This window comes from Candidatus Micrarchaeota archaeon (assembly GCA_021163225.1).
In the GTDB taxonomy this organism is placed as follows: domain Archaea; phylum Micrarchaeota; class Micrarchaeia; order Anstonellales; family JAGGXE01; genus JAGGXE01.
On record JAGGXE010000035.1, the window covers coordinates 1 to 2,891 of the forward strand.

General features: G+C 46.7%; 4 protein-coding genes and 1 pseudogene. 4 read left to right on the forward strand and 1 reads right to left on the reverse strand.

Translation table 11 applies throughout. The features are described from left to right. The 4 genes and pseudogenes from J7K41_02450 to J7K41_02465 form a co-directional block, all read left to right on the forward strand. The coding region (locus J7K41_02450; protein MCD6549547.1) for a hypothetical protein at positions 1-206 on the forward strand (206 nt) is incomplete at its 5' end. A 110-nt stretch (positions 207-316) separates the two neighbouring features. After that, positions 317-580, forward strand: a pseudogene (locus J7K41_02455) (hypothetical protein). After that, the gene (locus J7K41_02460; GenBank protein ID MCD6549548.1) at positions 559-1,581 is read left to right on the forward strand and encodes a hypothetical protein; all 1,023 of its coding nucleotides are present in this window, start codon (positions 559-561) and stop codon (positions 1,579-1,581) included. Before J7K41_02455 ends, J7K41_02460 begins: the two are co-directional and overlap by 22 nt. Before the next feature lie 28 nt (positions 1,582-1,609). Further along, complete coding sequence (locus tag J7K41_02465) at positions 1,610-1,834, forward strand: hypothetical protein (GenBank protein ID MCD6549549.1); 225 nt, start codon at positions 1,610-1,612, stop codon at positions 1,832-1,834. Between the two features lie 42 nt (positions 1,835-1,876). Here the strand turns inward: J7K41_02465 and J7K41_02470 are convergent. Then, positions 1,877-2,891: hypothetical protein (locus J7K41_02470; protein ID MCD6549550.1), on the reverse strand; the 1,015-nt coding region annotated here is incomplete at its 5' end.

Consider the following 2,891-nt stretch of genomic DNA (forward strand, 5'->3'; position numbering starts at 1 on the left):
ATGCGCTGATCTCCGGAGACCTCGATAAAGCCGAGTGGATGTTCGACCTCATGAGTTGCCTTTACGAAGTATTATCCGAAATCAAATTATCATCGGCGGTTCTGCCCGGTTTCAAAGGCAAGGTTGACGTAGCGCGACGGCAAGTCGAAAACGCACGGAGCGAACTTTTCTTTGCCAAACTAACAGATCAGAGAAGGACAAGATAGAATCTGCAAGTTCTGTAAGATCTGAATCCGGGACATTCCGACCATGAAAAAATAATCGGCTCGTCTTAGATAAAGGTTGGACGGGTTCGTGACCAGTTCCAGCCCCACCAGAGGCGGTAGTACAAAAGAAATATCATCAAAGAAATAAAGTTGAGAATGTCTTCTCTGTGATAAAAAGAAAATTTGGTGATGAATTACACGCTAGATGTTTAACTATGAGAAAAAAGGAAGTCAAACTTAAGCATCTTGTTTATAACTTTTGGGAGGTTTTCTACGGGACCAAAAAATCGAAACATTTATTAATCAGATGCATTAACAAGGTGTTTGAAACGACCGGTATAACGGTGATGACATGTCTGGAAAGAGGAGAATGACCGTTCTTTTATTGATACTGTTCGGGTTAGTGTTTCTGTTTGTTGCAGGTTGTTCGGAGCAGGACGTATTCAGGAGACCTGTTCAGGAACCGTTTGTAAAACCTCATCAGTCGAACGAAGGCGAAACGGTTTCTACAGAACAACCTGAGGCTAAAGTTACACATTATACTCAGCCGGCTAACCAGGGATACACTTCGACACCTGGAGAACCGATGTACGTGTACTTTATAGATGTCGGTTACGGTGATGCAACGTTGATCAAAAAAGGCGATTTTGACATGTTGATAGACACTGGGTCTTCGGAGGAACAGGGCGAAATAGTGGTCAGATTTCTTAAACAACATAATGTTGACGACATCGACCTGTTGGTCTTGACACTACCCTTCCAGGATCACATGGGTGGTGTAAAACCTATATTCAAGAACTTTGACGTTGAGGAGATATGGGACAACGGTGTAACCAAAGATACTGGTGTATATCGTAGTTACGAGTATTACCGGAAAAAGTACGCTCCGGATGCAGTGGTTAAACATCCGGTGTTCGGTGACGAGTTCGATTACAACGGGATACATATAGATGTTATCAATCCAGGTATCAAAAAAGAGGGTAGCGGATTTTTAACTCATGATTCCCTTACGATGGTGATATCTGACCGCAATTTCAAACTGTTGATGACAGACCTTCAACCATACCTCCTTAAAGATAAACTCCGTCTTTACTACAATGACAATGTTCCGAAGTTGTCCGTATTAAAGGTTTCTTATCACGGTGGTAACTTCCTTTCACCGCTTACGGAAAACTGCGAATACCGAGACGTGATAAATATGACGCATCCGGATTACGCAGTGATCCTCGTAGGTCCTAATCAGGATGACAGGCCCAATCTATCGGTGTTGGGTGCTTTTGAAGCATACGATATACCGATCCTACGCACCGATATGAACGGTACCATTACCATAGTGGTAACGGATGCAGGTTACAATGTTACCACCGAAAGATAGAACGGTTTGTTAATCACAGGTGGGACGAATGCGTGAGCATACCTCGGTAAACAGCATAGATACGAAGAAGGAGGATCTGATCGAGGTGATCCATAGAAGGTTCGGCGATGACGGATTAATGGTTCTTACCATGATCGATGGGTCGAAATCGCTTCGCGACCTGCTTATCAGTTCTAATGTCGACCCTAAGAAGGTAGCATCGGTGTTAAAGTTTCTGTACGAAAGAGGATTTTTGACGTTTCTGGTGGATTAGTACGACGTCTTGGTTCGCTGATATTTCAAAAATAAACTGCTGTCAACCTACACAATCCGACGGGCAACTGTTCGCTGTCTCCCCGCAGATTACCCTGCACACACCGTCACCGCATCCGGGGCACGAATCCGGACCTCTCGGGTTCTCCACCACGTAAACGATATCACCTGACCGTTCCACACTGGGATGATAGTTGAGACATGGCGGCGACCCTCCGCACACGTATACTGGGTCACAATCCGCGGGACAGGTAAACTTGTCTTCACCGCCCGCCGGCTCGCATTTACCGTTACCGCACCTTGCAACTTGGTCGCAATCATCAGGACATGTTTCGTAGGATTCGGTATAGGGGTTACACATCCCGTTACCGCATACCTCTAATCTGTTGGGATTGAGACAGTCCGAAGGACATGTCTGCGATGTTTCCCCGCGTTCTACTTCGCACCGGCCGTTGTAGTTGCATCCGCAATCGTCACAGTTCTCTTCCGTTTCACCTCTCATTATTTCACAGGTTCCGTCGTGATCGCATCCGCAATCCTCCGGGCATGTGATCTCGTTTTCGCCTAAATATCTTTGACACCACGGTTGCAGTATCCCGCCGGGTGAGACCATCACACCGTCCACATAGATGGGCTGGTCCCAATAGATCTCTCTACCGGTGCAGGAACAGTCTATGCATGTGTAAGGTGTTTCGTTCTGATCCTCTTCGCACACGCCGTCATGGTCACAGTCTACCGTAAGCCTACCGTAGTCCGGGTAACAATCCAAAGATGGGACACCAGGAACATCACCAGAGCATCTTTCACCGTTCCCGTTTATACCTTTAACTATTATGGAAGTACCCCAATACTCACCGCGTTGCGGCTCGCATATCCCGTCGTGATCCCATCCGCACCCGAGTCCAACGTTACCGACGGATTCTCCTCTGCACACTTCGCAGTAGTCATTGTACGTATAAACACCGTCTTCGCACATCCCGTTATCGCTACCGAACGGTTCGGGCATACCGTCCCACGCATTGTTATAATCGACACATCCTTTAGGCACACGTTTACAC